The organism is Neisseria montereyensis, from assembly GCF_024834045.1.
Lineage (GTDB): Bacteria > Pseudomonadota > Gammaproteobacteria > Burkholderiales > Neisseriaceae > Neisseria > Neisseria montereyensis.
Map to the genome: position 1 here is coordinate 259,002 of NZ_JANUXW010000003.1, position 16,461 is coordinate 275,462.

At 42.5% G+C, this 16,461-nt stretch carries 15 protein-coding genes and 1 tRNA gene; 12 read left to right on the forward strand and 4 right to left on the reverse strand.

The genetic code is table 11. The features are described from left to right. The first annotated feature begins 41 nt into the window (after nucleotides 1–41). From NXS09_RS05520 to NXS09_RS05530, 3 genes are all read left to right on the forward strand, one after another. On the forward strand, nucleotides 42–1,949 hold the full coding sequence (locus NXS09_RS05520; RefSeq protein WP_259291559.1) for an ATP-binding cassette domain-containing protein: 1,908 nt from the start codon (nucleotides 42–44) through the stop codon (nucleotides 1,947–1,949). Between the two features lie 54 nt (nucleotides 1,950–2,003). Beyond that, entirely contained in the window at nucleotides 2,004–2,303 is a 300-nt protein-coding gene (locus NXS09_RS05525; RefSeq protein WP_259291560.1) for a hypothetical protein, read from the forward strand. Nucleotides 2,304–2,357: 54 nt separating this feature from the next. Continuing rightward, nucleotides 2,358–2,448: transfer RNA gene (locus NXS09_RS05530), tRNA-Ser, on the forward strand. Nucleotides 2,449–2,575: 127 nt separating this feature from the next. Here the strand turns inward: NXS09_RS05530 and lepB are convergent. Continuing rightward, nucleotides 2,576–3,586 (reverse strand): signal peptidase I, encoded by a 1,011-nt coding sequence (lepB, locus tag NXS09_RS05535; protein ID WP_289623070.1) that lies wholly within the window; start codon nucleotides 3,584–3,586, stop codon nucleotides 2,576–2,578. After that, nucleotides 3,586–5,379, reverse strand: a complete 1,794-nt coding sequence (gene lepA, locus NXS09_RS05540) for a translation elongation factor 4 (RefSeq protein ID WP_259291561.1) — start codon at nucleotides 5,377–5,379, stop codon at nucleotides 3,586–3,588. The genes lepB and lepA overlap by 1 nt, the downstream gene beginning before the upstream one ends. A gap of 262 nt (nucleotides 5,380–5,641) precedes the next feature. Between lepA and dusA the strand changes: the two genes are divergently transcribed. The 7 genes from dusA to NXS09_RS05575 all read left to right on the forward strand — a co-directional run bounded on the left by dusA (nucleotide 5,642) and on the right by NXS09_RS05575 (nucleotide 12,541). Further along, on the forward strand, nucleotides 5,642–6,658 hold the full coding sequence (dusA, locus tag NXS09_RS05545; RefSeq protein WP_259291645.1) for a tRNA dihydrouridine(20/20a) synthase DusA: 1,017 nt from the start codon (nucleotides 5,642–5,644) through the stop codon (nucleotides 6,656–6,658). Between the two features lie 134 nt (nucleotides 6,659–6,792). Then, complete coding sequence (locus tag NXS09_RS05550) at nucleotides 6,793–8,178, forward strand: mechanosensitive ion channel family protein (RefSeq protein WP_259291562.1); 1,386 nt, start codon at nucleotides 6,793–6,795, stop codon at nucleotides 8,176–8,178. 33 nt (nucleotides 8,179–8,211) lie between these two features. Next, nucleotides 8,212–8,661: a dihydroneopterin triphosphate diphosphatase gene (gene nudB, locus NXS09_RS05555; protein WP_259291563.1), complete on the forward strand. Its 450-nt coding sequence runs from the start codon at nucleotides 8,212–8,214 to the stop codon at nucleotides 8,659–8,661. 76 nt (nucleotides 8,662–8,737) lie between these two features. After that, nucleotides 8,738–9,241 carry a Fe-S protein assembly co-chaperone HscB gene (gene hscB, locus NXS09_RS05560; RefSeq protein WP_259291564.1) on the forward strand — a complete coding sequence of 168 codons (504 nt, stop codon included), beginning with the start codon at nucleotides 8,738–8,740 and terminating at the stop codon, nucleotides 9,239–9,241. A gap of 180 nt (nucleotides 9,242–9,421) precedes the next feature. Continuing rightward, nucleotides 9,422–10,084 (forward strand): membrane lipoprotein lipid attachment site-containing protein, encoded by a 663-nt coding sequence (locus NXS09_RS05565; RefSeq protein ID WP_259291565.1) that lies wholly within the window; start codon nucleotides 9,422–9,424, stop codon nucleotides 10,082–10,084. Between the two features lie 92 nt (nucleotides 10,085–10,176). Beyond that, a complete protein-coding gene (locus tag NXS09_RS05570) occupies nucleotides 10,177–11,130 on the forward strand; it encodes a nucleoside hydrolase (protein ID WP_259291566.1) in 954 nt (317 codons plus the stop codon). Nucleotides 11,131–11,323: 193 nt separating this feature from the next. Continuing rightward, a complete protein-coding gene (locus tag NXS09_RS05575) occupies nucleotides 11,324–12,541 on the forward strand; it encodes an aspartate kinase (protein WP_259291567.1) in 1,218 nt (405 codons plus the stop codon). 78 nt (nucleotides 12,542–12,619) lie between these two features. Here the strand turns inward: NXS09_RS05575 and greA are convergent, their stop codons facing one another. Continuing rightward, nucleotides 12,620–13,096 carry a transcription elongation factor GreA gene (greA, locus tag NXS09_RS05580; RefSeq protein ID WP_259291568.1) on the reverse strand — a complete coding sequence of 159 codons (477 nt, stop codon included), beginning with the start codon at nucleotides 13,094–13,096 and terminating at the stop codon, nucleotides 12,620–12,622. Between the two features lie 540 nt (nucleotides 13,097–13,636). On the opposite strand from greA, the gene earP reads away from it, so the two are divergent. Continuing rightward, on the forward strand, nucleotides 13,637–14,788 hold the full coding sequence (gene earP / locus NXS09_RS05585; RefSeq protein ID WP_259291569.1) for an elongation factor P maturation arginine rhamnosyltransferase EarP: 1,152 nt from the start codon (nucleotides 13,637–13,639) through the stop codon (nucleotides 14,786–14,788). 46 nt (nucleotides 14,789–14,834) lie between these two features. Next, nucleotides 14,835–15,395, forward strand: a complete 561-nt coding sequence (gene efp / locus NXS09_RS05590; RefSeq protein WP_259291570.1) for an elongation factor P — start codon at nucleotides 14,835–14,837, stop codon at nucleotides 15,393–15,395. Between the two features lie 82 nt (nucleotides 15,396–15,477). Here the strand turns inward: efp and NXS09_RS05595 are convergent, their stop codons facing one another. After that, nucleotides 15,478–16,449 (reverse strand): class 1 fructose-bisphosphatase, encoded by a 972-nt coding sequence (locus NXS09_RS05595; protein WP_259291571.1) that lies wholly within the window; start codon nucleotides 16,447–16,449, stop codon nucleotides 15,478–15,480. Between the last annotated feature and the right edge of the window lie 12 nt (nucleotides 16,450–16,461).

The following is a 16,461-nucleotide window of genomic DNA, read 5'->3' on the forward strand; positions in this document are numbered from 1 at the left end:
AATCAGTTAAAATATACCTCTTTTTATTGCCCACAAAAATTATGAATATCCTGCAAGCAGAAAACCTTTCCTTTGCCGTCGGCCATGTCGCCCTGCTCGACAAAGCCTCATTCCAACTCGATAGCGGTGAAAAAGTCGGCCTTATCGGGCGAAACGGGGCAGGAAAATCATCATTTTTAAAAATTTTAGCGGGTGTTCAAAAACCGGACGACGGCCAATTAATTTTACAAAACGGCTTAAAAACCGTTTATGTACCTCAAGAAACGTTTTTTGATGCCGAAGCTTATGTGTTTGATGTGGTGGCGGAGGGATTGGGCGCACTGCACGCTCTGCTTAGCCGTTACCACCAAGTCAGCCGACAACTCGCCAATGCCAATAACGAAACACTGCTTGAAGAACTGCATACATTACAAACCGAAATCGAAGCGCACGACGGTTGGCAGTTTGATGCCGCCATCAAACAAGCCATTAGCGAATTGGGACTGCCTGAAAACGAACGTATCGGCAACCTTTCCGGCGGTCAGAAAAAACGTGTCGCTTTGGCACAAGCATGGGTACAAAAACCCGATATATTACTGCTTGACGAGCCGACCAACCACCTTGATATTGAGGCCATTATCTGGCTGGAAAATTTATTACAACAATTTAGCGGCAGCCTGATTGTCATCACCCACGACCGCCGTTTTCTCGATAATATCGCCAGCCGTATTGTCGAACTGGATCGCGGCATTTTGCGCTCTTACCCCGGTAGCTTTTCCAAATATACCGAAAAGAAAGCCGAAGAATTGGCGGTAGAAGCCGAGCACAATCGTTTATTTGATAAATTCCATGCACAAGAAGAAGCATGGATACGCAAAGGCATAGAAGCCCGCCGTACAAGAAATGAAGGGCGTGTCAAACGTTTGGAAGAGTTGCGTAAACAACGTGCTGCGCGTCGTGATCGGCAGGGACAGGTTAATTTCAAACTCAATAGCGGCGAGAAAAGCGGCAAAATTATTGCCGAATTGGAACATGCTTCATTCGGGTATGGCGATAAAGTGATTATGAAAGACTTTTCCGCCATTATCCAACGTGGCGACAAAATCGGTTTAATCGGCCCGAACGGTATCGGCAAAACCACTTTCTTAAAACTGATACTCGGCGAATTGCAACCTGATAGCGGTAAAATCCGTTTGGGCAGCAAACAGGAAGTGGCTTATTTCGACCAATTCAGAAGCGCGCTTAATGAAAACGATACCGTATTCTATACACTCGGCCAAGGCAATGATTATGTGGAAGTCGGCGGCAAGAAAAAACATGTGATGAGCTATCTGGAAGATTTTTTATTCCACCCTGCCCGCGCCCAAAGCCCCGTCTCTTCACTTTCCGGCGGCGAACGCAACCGCCTATTGCTGGCCAAACTATTCACCCGCCCGGCCAATATACTGGTGCTTGACGAACCCACCAATGATTTGGATATCGACACCCAAGAATTATTGGAAGAACTGCTGCGCGATTATTCCGGCACTGTTTTTCTTGTTAGCCATGACAGGATGTTTTTAGACAATGTGGTTACACAAAGTATTGTTTTTGAAGGTGAAGGCCGTCTGAAAGAATATATCGGCGGTTATCAGGATTATATAGATGCCAAACAGCGGGAACAAAATCTTCAGACCGCTGCAAGCACTCAACCTGCCGACAACCAACCCGTTAAAAATAAACCTAAAGCCAATCGGACGGTCAAACTCTCTTATAAGGAGCAACGCGAATTAGATGCCCTGCCTGAAGAAATTGCCGCTTTAGAAACCGAGCAGGCACAAATCAACAGCCAACTTTCCGATCCTGATGTTTTCAAAGATTACGAAAAAGCCGGCACACTACAAAACCGTGCCGAAGAAATCGAAATGGAACTATTGGAAAAGCTGGAGCGTTGGGAATTATTGGAAAACAAACAAAACGGTATCGCATAGTGCGTACCCGCCGGCTACCGTTTTCTTCTCAATTCATGAAAAAGTGGTTTAAATATGGCAAATACAGAAACAAAAACTTCAAAAAATATGCTGATTCGCTGGCTGGTTATCTGTCTCATTCCTGCAGCCACCATTGCCGTATCGATTTTAACCCAACCGCATGATCAGGCAAATTATTTGATTTTTGGTATTGCCATCGCATGTGAGATTGTTTTTCTATTTAAGTTTGTTTTGTTTGAGGTCATCAAACACCGCTTGAAAAATGAAAATGTTTTGGCTAAACAAACTGCCGTTCTATTTTTGCCCTTATTGGCATTTATTATTTATCTGTTTCATTATTTCGGCGCATTTTAAGCAAAAACGCATGTTGCCAGTATAAAATAAACGCCGTATAATCCGACCTTCCATAGAGAGGTGGATGAGTGGTTTAAGTCGCACGCCTGGAAAGCGTGTATACGTTCATAGCGTATCGAGGGTTCGAATCCCTTCCTCTCTGCCAAGATATGAATCCCAAGCCCAAAAGCTTGGGATTTTCATTTAGCTATTCAAAACAAAATATCCAATAAAAAGCCGAAGGCCGTCTGAAAAAAATCAGATAACCTTCGGCTTTTTTATTTTTAAAAAACTTAATGAATGGTTTGGCCGATACGGCTCATATCGTTGAAATTCATCCAAATTAAGAAAGCTTTGCCGACAACCAATTTATCGTTGATAAATCCCCAATAACGAGAATCGGAGCTGCCGTCGCGGTTGTCACCCAAAGCAAAATAGCTTCCTTCCGGCACTTTGCACACAAAGCCGCTACCATCTTCGGCATAACGACAGTTTTCAGCCAAGCCGCTATCAATGCCTTCTTCTTCCATACGATGTTGTACAAAATTCAGCGAACCGATATCTACAGACGGATAACCTTCCATTTTCAATACGGCGAATTCACGATTATCCAAATTGGATTGGTAGTATTGTGCTTCGCGTATTATTTCAGGGTTTTGATCCTCCGGATAACGATACATGCCGTCGGGAATATCTTTTTCTTCCACCCCGTTCACCGTTAAAACCTTATCTTTGTATTCAACCGTATCACCGGGCAACCCGACAACCCGTTTAATATAGTTGATTTTGGTGTCTTCCGGATAATTAAACACAATCACATCGCCGCGCTCTACTTTGCCGGTAGGAATCAAAACATTATTGATAATCGGCGTGCGGATACCGTAGGCAAATTTATTCACCAAAATAAAATCACCCACAATCAAACCCGGCCGCATAGAGCTAGACGGAATTTGGAAAGGTTCTGCCACGAAAGTTCTCAATACGAATACCAATAAGATAATCGGGAAGAAGCCGCTCATATAATCGAAAAAGTGATTGGCGCGTGCCTGTCCGGCCTGTTTTTTCAGACGGCTTTTATGAATAAACCAAACCACCCCTGTAAACAACACAAAGATTAGTAAAACGGCGGTAAAGCTCATAAAAGCAGACAACACCCCGAAAACACCGACCATCATCAGCAAATAGCCCCATTGCAGGCTGTTGCTCCATTCGCCGGTTTCTTCGCGTTCTTTATTGCTCTTCGCAAACATCAATAAGCCGATAATAAAGGCGGCAATCGCAGCATATAATAGGTTGTTCGTCATTATTTATCCCCCACTTGCAAAATAGCCAAGAATGCACTTTGCGGAATTTCCACATTGCCTACCTGCTTCATGCGGCGTTTACCGGCTTTTTGTTTTTCAAGCAGCTTTTTCTTACGGGTAATATCGCCGCCATAACATTTCGCCAATACGTTTTTACGCAGTGCTTTAACGGTTTCACGGGCAATAATCTGGCTGCCGATGGCCGCCTGAACAGCAATATCAAACATTTGACGCGGAATCAACTCACGCATTTTCGCTGCCAATTCACGGCCTCGATATACGGCATTGGAACGGTGAACAATCAAGCTTAATGCGTCTACTTTTTCACCATTTACCATAATATCGAGTTTAATCAAATCGGCCGCCTGAAATTCTTTAAATTCGTAATCCAATGAAGCATAGCCGCGCGAAGTGGATTTCAACTTATCGAAGAAATCCATCACCACTTCGTTCATTGGTAAGTCATAAGTCAGCATCACCTGCCGCCCCATGTATTGCATATTTTGCTGTACGCCGCGTTTTTGATTACACAAAGTCATCACCGCGCCGACATATTCCTGCGGCACCAAAATAGTTGCCGTAATAATCGGCTCGAATATGGTTTCGATAGTACCGATATCAGGCAGCTTAGAAGGGTTTTCCACTTCTATTTTTTCGCCGTTTTTCAATAACACTTCATAAACCACCGTCGGTGCAGTGGTAATCAGGTCCATATCGAATTCACGTTCCAAGCGTTCTTGAACGATTTCAAGGTGCAGCAATCCTAAGAAGCCGCAACGGAAACCGAAACCTAAGGCTTGGGAAACTTCCGGTTCGAATTTTAACGAGGCATCGTTAAGCTGTAATTTTTCCAGCGCATCGCGCAAGGCTTCGTAGTCGTGACTTTCCACCGGATAAAGTCCGGCAAAAACTTGCGATTGCACTTCTTGGAAGCCCGGTAACGGTTTTTCCGCCGGGTTGGCCGCTAAGGTGATGGTATCGCCGACTTTGGCGGTATGCAGCTCTTTCAGGCCGGTAATCAAGAAACCTACCTCACCGGCGGATAATTCTTGTTTTTGAACCGACTTAGGCGTGAAAACCCCCAATTGCTCGACTTGGGTTTCCGCCTTAGTGCTCATAAATAGCAGCTTGTCTTTGAGTTTCAGACGGCCTTCTTTCACTCGGATAAGCATCACAACGCCGACATAATTATCAAACCAAGAATCAATAATCATGGCTTGTAAAGGTGCGTTTTCATCGCCTTCCGGCGCCGGAACTTTGGCGACGATTTCTTCTAATACGTCTTCGACACCCAAACCGCTTTTGGCAGAGCATCTAACTGCCTCGGTTGCATCGATACCGATAATATCTTCAATTTCTTGAGATACCCGATCAGGGTCGGCAGCCGGCAAGTCGATTTTATTCAAAACAGGCACGACTTCGACACCTAAATCAATTGCGGTATAGCAGTTGGCAACGGTTTGCGCTTCTACGCCTTGCGAAGCATCCACCACCAATAAAGCACCTTCGCAGGCTGAAAGCGAACGGGATACTTCGTATGAGAAATCGACGTGTCCCGGTGTATCAATTAAGTTGAGTTGATAGGTTTGGCCGTCTTTGGCTTTATAGTTCAGGGCGGCAGTCTGCGCTTTAATGGTAATACCGCGCTCTTTTTCAATTTCCATCGAATCCAGCACCTGCGTGCTCATTTCGCGCAAATCCAAACCGCCGCAATATTGGATAAAGCGGTCGGCCAGAGTAGATTTACCATGGTCGATATGGGCGATAATAGAGAAATTTCTAATATTTTTCATTGAGTTAGACATGCTGCTTTTTATTCTGTATGAGGCCGTCTGAAAAAGTTTAAAACCCTTTTCAGACGGCTTGATAAATCGGAAAGAAATAGCGGCATATTTTAGCTGAAAAAAGTGATTTCCGCTAATTCAAACAGCATGAAAGACCTATATAAATTAAAATATCTGCTTTAATCTTGAATAGCTGTCGAACGCTAAGCTATATCTAGTGAATAAAAAAACTTATAATACGCCGTTCACACTTTATTTTTTCTTATTATTTATGCCTGAAGCACTTCCTCCCCGCCGTCTCTCGGTTGCCCCGATGCTCGATTGGACGGATTCTCACTACCGTTACATGGCCCGCCAAATTACCCGAAATACTTGGCTTTACAGCGAAATGATCAATGCCGGTGCGATTGTTTATGGCGATGCCAATCGTTTTCTGGCATTTAATGATGGCGAACAACCGCTTGCTTTGCAATTAGGCGGCAGCGATCCTCATGATTTGGCCAAAGCCTCAGCCATTGCAAGCGGGTATGGTTACAATGAAATCAACCTGAATTGCGGCTGCCCCAGCCCGCGCGTTCAAAAAGGAGCCTTCGGCGCCTGCTTAATGAATGAAGTCGGCTTGGTTGCCGATTGTGTGAATGCCATGCAAGATGCCGCTCCGGATATTCCGGTTACGGTTAAACACCGTATTGGTGTCGACCACCAGACCGAATACGAAACCGTACAGGATTTTGTCGGCACTTTGGCAGAAAAAACCGCATGCCGTACTTTTATCGTACATGCGCGTAATGCATGGTTGGATGGTTTATCCCCCAAAGAAAATCGGGAAATCCCGCCTTTAAAATACGAATATGTTTACCGGCTCAAACGCGATTTCCCAACTTTGGAAATCATTATTAACGGCGGTATTACCACCAATGAGCAAATTGCCGAACATCTGCAATATATAGACGGCGTCATGATTGGTCGTGAGGCGTATCATAATCCGATGATTATGCGCGATTGGGACAGACTGTTTTATGGCGACAGCGGGCAGCCGATAGAATACGAAGAGTTGGTAGAACGGCTTTTTCAATATAGCCGTATGAAAATCAATACCGGTAATGGCGTTATTCTGCGCCACATTGTCCGCCATGCACTCGGTTTGATGCATGGATTGAATAAAGCCCGTGTATGGCGGCGTATGCTTTCGGATGCCGGTTTGTTAAAAAACAATGATGGCAGCCTGATTTTAGAAGCTTGGCAGGAAGTTAAAAATGCCAATCATTGGACAACAGAAACTGTGTAAATATTTAGTATTTCAAGCTAAGGCCGTCTGAAACATAACAATCATTCAGACGGCCTCAATAAACGAATGGCTTGATTTAAGTTATAATTCATCCTTTATTTATTTTAAACTTCAACATTTTTATTACGCACACCATGTCAAACTTATCTTTAACAGTACATCAAATTCTTGAAGAATCAGGGCTTTTAAGCTTGTTTGCCCGCAAACAGTTTACCTCACAACTACTCGAACGCAGCTTCAATAGTACAAGCGGCTGGCTAGAGCTTACGCTTGTTATTGTCATCATGGCTGTTACTTTCGGACTATCTACTTATTTAACAAAAAAATACCCTTTTTCCAAAACCGGCAAATGGGGCTTTTTACATCATGTTGTATTGCGCATTCTTTGGCCGCTAATGATGCTGGTTATTTCAGTTATCGCTCTTTCCTCATGGAACTTGGCCGGTAACGATGCTATGTGGCTGCAATTATTGGCTATGGCCGCGCGATGGATGATTTTAATCCGAATTGCCGTAGCCATTGTTCACGCTGCGCTACCTAACAATAAAATGACCGATTCCCTAGAAAGGTTTTTATCCGGCGCACTTTGGCTAGCCTTTGTTTTATGGGTATCGGGTGTTGATGATATTCTGATTAGAGATATGAAATCCGTTGAATTACCAATCGGTTCAACAACATTAAATCTTTATACGATGTTAACCGGCCTATTATGGGTAGCGGTAATTATTGTGATCGCATTATGGATTGGAAGATTTATTGATGATAAATTGATGTCTACGACTCGTTTGGATATTAACCTGCGTATTGTATTATCCAAAATTATCAAAGCGTTCATGATTGTTTTATCGGTTTTAATTGCATTACCATTAGTTGGTATAGATTTAACCGTGTTATCGGTATTCGGTGGTGCAGTCGGCGTCGGTATCGGTTTTGGTTTGCAAAAAGTCGCCAGCAATTATATTTCCGGTTTTATTATTTTAGGCGACCGCTCTATCCGTCCCGGTGACCGTTTAACTGTTGATAATTTCACCGGCTATGTCACTAAAATCACGTCCCGTTTTGTCGTGTTGAAAAGCCTTACCGGTTCGGAAGCATTGATTCCTAATGAAACCTTCGTAACATCTACTGTTATCAATGAATCTTACAGCAGTAAATCTTTATGGCAGAGCTTAGATGTTCAAGTAGCATATGCAACTGATTTAACACAGGCTATGCAGATTTTAGAGGAATGTGCCGCTGCACAAGATCGTGTAGACACTTCCCCTGTTCCGAGGGCCTTGGTATTGGGCTTCGGTGATAATGGCATTGATTTACGCGTCGGTTTTTGGGTCAAAGATCCTGAAAACGGTTTTGCTTTACTGTTTTCCAATATCTTATTTGCCATTTGGCAGCGATTTAACGAGGAAGGTATTGAATTTCCCTTCCCTCAACGTGAAGTGCGTATTCTTAATGAATATCAAGCATTGGATGGTTCGGCCAATATTCAAGTACCTCAACCAATGCAATCTGATAATCATTGAGAAAGTTAATCTGAACAATATCGGTTAAATAAAATGTTTCAAAAACCATTAAAACAACCTATATCGGTATTGGTTGTTTTGCATGACGGTAACGGTAACGTACTGCTTATCAAACGGGCGGATTACCAAAACTTTTGGCAATCCGTTACCGGCAGTGTAGAACCCGGGGAGCGTCTTATTGAAACAGCGCTCAGGGAAGTTTATGAAGAAACAGGAATTCTGTTATTAGAAAATCAAATAACAGATTGGCACGAAAGCAGTCAATATGAGATTTACCAACATTGGCGGCACCGCTACCCCGAAGGGGTGACGCATAATACCGAACATGTGTTTTCTGCAAAAATAAACCATAACAGCCCGATAAAGCTTAATCCTAAGGAGCATACGGCTTACGATTGGATGCCCATTAAAGAAGCTGCAGATAAAGTATTTTCGCCTTCCAATAAAGCTGCTATTTTAAATTTGCATAAGCATTTGTTTTAATATTCGTTTTATAGGATAATTTAAGAAATGTAAATCAATATGGTAATTTAGAACGTTGCCTGATTTGTTGAGAGCTATGAGCCAATATTTTACTTTATTCCAGCTTGAAGAACGTTTTGATATCGACGTTTCAACACTTGAGCAAACCTATCATGCACTTGCCGCCAGATTCCATCCGGATAAATTTGCGGCGGCATCTGCTTTCGACCAAAAACAAGCTATGATGATGGCTTCGACAATTAACGAAGCCTACCGTGTTTTAAGAAATCCAACTGATAGGGCTGCCTACCTGCTCCAGCAAAAAGGTATAGATGCAGATGCGCCGGAACATACCTCTTATGCACCTGAATTTCTAATGCAGCAGATGGAATGGCGGGAAACATTAGAAGAAGCACGGGCAGAAAAAAATCAAACCCGTCTCAATAATCTTCAAACAGAAATTAAAACAGAACAACAAAAATTATATGCCCTGCTTCAGACGGCCTTTATTGAAGAACAATATGATAATGCGGCCGAATATGTCCGACAAAGCCGGTTCTTAGATAAACTCAATCAGGAAATACAGGCGTCTCTATCCTAAAAGAAGACAGTTTGTAAAAATTACTATAAATTTATTATAAATCAGGTAAAATTATACTAATCTTACTTTATGGATTCAGTGCTAGGAATTTACCGATTCCGATAAATTAAATTTAACTCACCACCCTGCAGTTTATTTTTGATTAACCTGACACATTTAATTTTAAATACAGTGGAAAAAATGAAACGGATTACTTTACTCATTACCGCCGCATTGACTTTATCGGCCTGTAACTTTTATCAAGACGAAAGTCGGCAAAGTCGAATTCTTCGTTTTACTGCATCACACCCTGTTGCAGCTCAAGCTATTGGATTGAAAGATGAAAGCTCTTCCAATATCACCAGTATCGTTACTCGAATCTCTACCCGCGTCGGTTTGGATGATAAAGCCAATGGCGGCGGTCGTGGTACGCAGGTTAATGCATTACGTCATACTCTTTGGCAGGCAGCTATTTCATCTCGGTTTGGTAAAAAAATAGCTGAAGAAATCGGTAATGCATATGAAACCGATCCTTCTGTTAGAGAAGTTAAAACCAAATATTTCAGCCGTTTTGCATCGGATCAGGCGGTAGATTTGCGCAATAACCGTATCGGCCGTTTTCTTGGTGCATCCTATCCAAATACGGATATCAAAACACTGGCACAAATTACATTAAAAAGGTTTTATGAAGACGGATTGTGGACTGCAAATCTAGTAAATGAAAAGGGTAGAAGCTCTTGGCGTATCGGTTTAACAAAGCTCAAGCGAAGCGAATATAAAGCAGCTTTAGATAAATTAAATAAATTGAATGACAACGGCTTTACAGAAGATGAGCAGCAAAATGAATTAATAAGAATAGAATAAACCCCGTCTTTAATTTTTAAATATGATGCAAGTAAGACAAATATGAAATAAATCTTTCTCTTTAAACTCTTTAAATTACATAAGGAGCTGTTATGACCGCAAAGCCTCGATTAATTATCGATACCGATCCCGGCCAAGATGATGCTGCCGCCATTCTTATGGCGCACGGGTTGGCAAAACGCGGTCTGATAGACTTTATCGCCCTAACCGTAGTAGCCGGTAATGTGGATTTGCACCATACCGCAACCAATGCCCGAATTATATGCGATTGGGCAGGTGAAAAAAATTTCCCCGTTTATGCAGGTGCGGTCAAACCGCTATTGCGCTCTTTAGTAACCGCCGAAGAAGTACACGGCAAAACAGGATTGGACGGGGTTGAATTGCATGACCCCGAATGTCCGCTACAACCTGTCCATGCCGTCCCTTTCCTCATAGATACCTTGCGCAAAGCAGAAGATGCCAGTATTACCATCTGCCCCATTGGTCCGTTAACCAATATCGCCCAAGCCTTAGCACTTGCGCCCGATATTGTTCGGGCCATTAAACATATAGTTTTAATGGGCGGTAATTATTTTGAAGCAGGCAATATCACCCCTGCCGCCGAATTCAATTTTTATGTCGACCCCCATGCCGCACAAATCGTATTACAAAGCGGTGCACCTATTACTATTTTGCCGTTAGACGTTACCCATAAAGCGTGTATTACCACCAAACGTATGGATGTTTTACGCCAACAGGATAATATTAACGGCCCGCGTTTGGCCGATATATTGCAAAGCTACGAGCGCTTCGATATACAAAAATTCGGCCTTGACGGCGGCCCTCTGCACGATCCTTGTGCCATCACTTGTGCGGTATTTCCGGAAATGTTCGGCGGCAAAGATTGCCATGTCGCAGTCGAAACACAAAGCGAATTAACAATGGGTGCATGTGTTGTTGATTGGTGGAACAGTACAGGTAAACCCGCCAATGCTTATTGGATCACCGAAGTGGATGCAGATAAAATGTTTGCCGAATTGGCCGAATCTATCCGACACCTTCCCTAACAGACAAGTTATCTATAACAATCTAATTACCGGCTTTGATATCACTCTATATTAACCTGCTTTAAAATCTTGTTTTATGCAAAAAAACTGGTGATAATGCTACCCTTAAAAAATAATTAGCAGCAGTTTAAACAAGCTTTATCTTTTCCGAACTGTTGTCATTGAAAAATTTAAAAAGAAAGAAAGCACGAACATGGCGTTAATCGTACAAAAATACGGCGGTACTTCGGTAGGTTCCGCCGAGCGTATTAAAAATGTTGCCAACCGTGTTGCCAAAGCCCGCGCCGAAGGACATGACGTGGTTGTGGTGGTTTCAGCGATGAGTGGTGAAACCAACCGTTTGGTAGCCTTGGCACATGAAATGCAGGATTTTCCCGATCCACGAGAATTAGACGTAGTTCTTTCTACCGGCGAACAAGTGACTATCGGCTTATTGGCCATGGCTTTAAAAAATATCGGCGTTCCCGCCAAAAGTTATACCGGCTGGCAAGTTGCCGTTAAAACCGACAATGCCCACACAAAATCGCGTATTGAAGAAATCGATGATGAAGCAATGCGCAACGATTTGAAAGAAGGAAAAGTCGTTATTGTTGCCGGCTTCCAAGGTGTAAATAGTCAAGGTGATATCACCACTTTGGGACGTGGCGGTTCCGATACTTCGGCCGTTGCACTGGCTGCGGCATTGAAAGCCGATGAATGCCAGATTTACACCGATGTTGACGGTGTTTATACCACCGATCCGCGTGTCGTACCCGAAGCCCGCCGCTTGGATACGGTCACCTTTGAAGAAATGTTAGAGTTGGCGAGCTTAGGCTCGAAAGTTTTACAAATCCGTTCGGTAGAGTTTGCCGGCAAATACAAAGTACGCCTGCGCGTTTTAAGCAGCCTTCAGGAAGGCGGCGAAGGTACATTAATCACCTTTGAAGAGGATAATAATATGGAAAGAGCTGCCATATCCGGTATTGCATTTGATAAAAACCAAGCACGCGTTAATGTACGCGGTGTACCCGACAAGCCCGGCGTTGCCTATCAAATTTTAGGTGCGGTTGCCGAAGCCAATATCGACATAGATATGATTATTCAAAATGTTGGCGCTGAAGGTACAACCGACTTCTCTTTTACCGTACCAAGAGGTGAATATAAACCGGTATTGGATCTGCTTAATGGCTTAAGAGACAGCATTGGTGCTACGGAAATAGACGGTGACGATACAGTATGTAAAGTTTCTATTGTCGGTTTGGGTATGCGTTCCCATGTTGGTGTTGCATCTAAAATGTTCCGCACTTTAGCGGAAGAAGGCATTAATATTCAAATGATTTCCACATCGGAAATTAAAATTTCCGTATTGATTGATGAAAAATATATGGAGCTGGCAACCCGTGTTTTACATAAAGCATTTGATTTAGCTTAATAATAAAAAAATCAGGCCGTCTGAAATCTTTTCAGACGGCCTGATTTTTATGCAAAAATCTATTTAATAAAGGTTATTTTAAATATACTCTACTGTAATAATATCGTATTCACGCACTCCGCTAGGTGCCTGTACTTCCGCAACATCACCTTCTTCTTTACCGATTAAAGCCCGTGCAATAGGCGAACCAATATAAATTTTATTGGCTTTAATATCTGCTTCATCTTCACCTACGATTTGATAGCGTACCTGCTCTTCCGTATCCAAATCTTCTAAAGTTACTGTCGCCCCAAAAACAATTTTACCTTCGGCATGTATTTCTAAAGGGTTAATCACATGGGCAACCGATAATTTATGTTCCAATTCGGCAATACGGCCCTCAATAAAGCCTTGGCGTTCCTTTGCTGCTTCATATTCGGCATTTTCAGACAGATCGCCATGTGATCGTGCTTCTGCAATCGCTTCGATAATTTGTGGGCGGGCAACGCTTTTTAATTGTTGTAATTCTGTTTTTAATAATTCGGCACCGCGTACGGTTAACGGAATTTTTTTCATGTAACTACTCTCCGAGTAAGCAACAGCCGTTTTCGGCCATAGATTATAATATGTAAATAAAAATACAAGCCGCCCGAATGGCGGCTTGTATCAAAAAATTGTCTGGGTGCAATTATACCGAAACCGGAATCTGATAGCAAACAAAGTATTTCTCTGTCTAAATTAATCCATATATGATTAACTTCATCAGGTATATTATGATTGAATTATGCCATTTTAATAATGACAATTAGATAATATAATAAATATTAACCGTTTTTTAAGTTACTCACAAAAGCTGTGGATAAAGATGTGGATAGTCTGTGAAATAGTACTATTTTTCTAGAAAAATAAAGCCTTCCTAATGATTGCACAAAAAATAAGCTTTGATAAAAAATACTTTAATATCAATTAATTAAATATATTTAAGCTTTGTCAAGTATATTGGTAGTAATGGTAGTTTCTTTAGGTACTATAATGTGGATAAATTTATTTTAATGTCTTGACAAAACGATTTTAAGCTATAATTTCCGACCGTTCAAAGATTTAACACGGCCTATCATGCCATCTGAAAAAATATCGCTCAAAACCTGTTGGATTTTTTGTAATGTTATCGATAATTTCGGTGACATCGGTGTTTCTTGGCGATTATCACAAATGCTAGCCAATGAATGCGGCTGGCAAACTCATCTTTGGGTAGATGATGCGAACGCATTGCGTGCACTTTGCCCTGACTTAGGTAGTCTGCCTTGCTGTTATCAAAATATTCATATTCATCAATGGCGTGCCGAATTGGCTGATAATGTGGATACTACCCCTATTCCTGACGTAGTGATTGAAACTTTTGCCTGCAATTTGCCTGAGAATATTTTAAAGATAATCACCGAAAACCGCCCTTTATGGCTGAACTGGGAATATCTCAGTGCGGAAAGCAGTAATGAAAAACTGCATACCTTGCCCTCACCCCAAGCTAACGGTATTCAAAAATATTTTTGGTTTATGGGCTTTAGCGAACAAAGTGGTGGCTTATTGCGTGAACGTGATTATGAAACCCGAAGCCGTTTTGATTATCAGGCCTTTCGTAAACAGCTCAAACTACCATCCAAAACCGCGCCTGAATGGCTGCTTTTTGGTTATCAACGCCCTATCTGGGCAGAATGGCTGACCATGTGGCAACAGTTTGGCGAACCGCTTACCCTACTCCTGGCCGGTAATCAAATTATAGACAGCTTAAAAGCAGCGCAATCCATTCCCGAATCCGCACTAAAACAAGAAGGCGATATTTTTCAGACGGCCAATGTTACATTGATTAAAATCCCATTTATCCCTCAAGCTGATTTTGACCGTTTACTGCACCTTTCAGACGGCCTGATGATTCGCGGTGAAGACAGTTTTGTACGCGCTCAATTTGCAGCGAAACCTTTTTTCTGGCATATCTACCCGCAAGATGAAATGGTACATATTGATAAGCTGCATGCTTTTTGGGATAAAGCTTATGCCGAATATACCGACACGGTGCAAGCAGCCCATCAATCTTTATCCGATGAATTAAACGGTGCATTAACATTAACCCCGCAACAACGCTTATCGGCATGGCAAACTTTAATGCAGCATCGGGAAAGCTGGCAGCAAAGCACAAAAAAATGGCAACAATACCTATTTACCCAACCCTCTGCGGTGGAAAAACTAGCCAAGTTTATCGAATCCCGTTAAAATAACGCGTTTATTTTTACCAAATTACAGAGATTGGAAACAGATAATGAAAACCGCACAAGAACTGCGCGCAGGTAATGTATTTATGGTCGGCAACGACCCGATGGTGGTTCAAAAAACCGAATACATCAAAGGCGGACGCTCTTCAGCTAAAGTCAGCATGAAATTGAAAAACTTGCTCACCGGTGCCGCAACCGAAACCATTTATAAAGCCGATGATAAATTCGACGTGGTGATTTTGGCCCGCAAAAACTGTACCTACAGCTATTTTGCCGATCCTATGTATGTATTCATGGATGAAGAATTTAACCAATACGAAATCGAAGCCGAAAATATCGGTGACGCTTTGAAATTCATCGTAGACGGCATGGAAGACGTTTGCGAAGTAACTTTCTACGAAGGCAACCCGATTTCAGTAGAACTGCCGACAATTATTGTTCGCGAAGTAGAATACACCGAACCTGCCGTTAAAGGCGATACTTCAGGTAAAGTGATGAAAACCGCACGCTTGGTTGGTGGCACTGAAATTCAAGTAATGTCTTACATTGAAAACGGTGACAAAGTTGAAATCGATACCCGTACCGGTGAATTCCGTAAACGTGCTTAATCGTTTATTGATTGAATTTTAATGATAAAAAGCCGTCTGAAAAATATTCAGACGGCTTTTTTAATATAACCACCTTATTTACTTAACGGTGCAGTTTCTCAATATATTCCACTTCTTCACGGCTGCCCATCACAACCGATACCCGTTGGTGCAGGCTTTCCGGCTGTATATCGAGCATATTTTTTACCGTATTGCTGCTTGCACCGCCGGCCTGTTCCAAAATCAGGCTCAACGGATTGGCTTCATACATTAAACGCAATTTACCGGGTTTGGCCGGATCTCGCGCATCTTGCGGATACATAAACACCCCGCCACGCATCAGAATACGGTGGATTTCCGCTACCATCGAAGCCACCCAGCGCATATTGTAATTTTTACCGCGTACGCCGGTATCCCCCGCCAATAGTTCTTCAATATATTGCTGCATCGGCTTAAACCAATGGCGTTGGTTCGACATATTAATGGCAAACTCTTTGGTTTGTTCGGGCACTTTCGGATTGGCTTGTGTTTGCACAAAATTGCCATCCGCATCTAAGGTAAAAACAAAAACCCCATGTTTCATGGTTAAAACCAATTGCGTTTGCGGACCGTATAACACATAGCCGCTGGCGGCCTGATCGCGTCCGGCTTGTAAAAAAGATTGCTCGCTTAAAGAACCTTGCGGTTTATTCAAAATAGAAAAAATGGTGCCCACAGAAATATTGACATCAATATTAGACGAACCGTCAAGCGGATCAAACAATACCAGATAACTGCCGTTTTCATTGCAAGCCACGAAAGTATCTTCTTCCTCACTGGCCAAGCCGGCAATATCGGCATTGGTTCTCAAAACATCAATTAACAGCTGATTGGCAATCACATCCAATTTTTTCTGATCTTCACCCTGCACATTGCCCGTACCGGCTTCTCCCAAAATACCGGCCAATGCCCCTTGCCGAACCTGACGGTTAATTTGTACGCAGGCTTTTGCTACAGAATCGAAAACCCCGCCTAATGCAGTAGGAAGGTTGTTTTGCTGCACATGTTCGGTAAGAAATTGGGATAAAGTAGTCATAAATATTCTCGC